At 23.0% G+C, this 582-nt stretch carries 1 protein-coding gene; it reads left to right on the forward strand.

What is annotated here, in order from left to right; all coding sequences use genetic code 11:
- Positions 1–389: 389 nt before the first annotated feature.
- The coding region (locus KGF50_RS21790; protein ID WP_413926858.1) for a hypothetical protein at positions 390–582 on the forward strand (193 nt) is incomplete at its 3' end.

A 582-nucleotide genomic window follows, 5' to 3' on the forward strand; every position in this document is an offset into this window, starting at 1 on the left:
CACTTGTATCTATTATAGTTGTTGATATAATGTACATTGAATTAATTAATTTGAAACAAAATAGAGTGCTTGTACAATTCACAAACTTGCTTGTTTTGCTTTCTTGGTACTTTTTATCTTTATTTGAGAACAGTAAAATATCTTCTGAATTGATTTTTTTTCTAAGTCCCATTATTGTTTTTGAAAGTGTAAGATTCTTATTTGTATTTTTCTTTCAAGATTACAAATACAACTACCAGAAAATCTTAGAATTTATATTGAAACTTATATGTGTTTTGACAGTCATTTCAAAATTTATTGATAATCATCTGTTTGCACTACTTTATTTATTACAAATAATTATAAGTTTTATAAGCTTTATATTCTTAATTGTCTTATATAAAAAGACTGTGATACTTGTTTTAAAGTGTGAGAAAAGAAATTTTATATATTCAGCTATTTTATTATTTGCATTTCTTGTATATGCTATAGTTTTTGCTAAAAAACAGGAATATGTTGAGAATCTAGGAATGTATTTAATAGTATCATTAGCCATATTTAGTATCCATAATATTGCTATAAAAGATAAAGGTGATATAAAAC

The sequence above is a fragment of the Clostridioides sp. ZZV15-6598 genome (assembly GCF_020657705.1).
GTDB classification, from domain to species: domain Bacteria; phylum Bacillota; class Clostridia; order Peptostreptococcales; family Peptostreptococcaceae; genus Clostridioides; species Clostridioides difficile_F.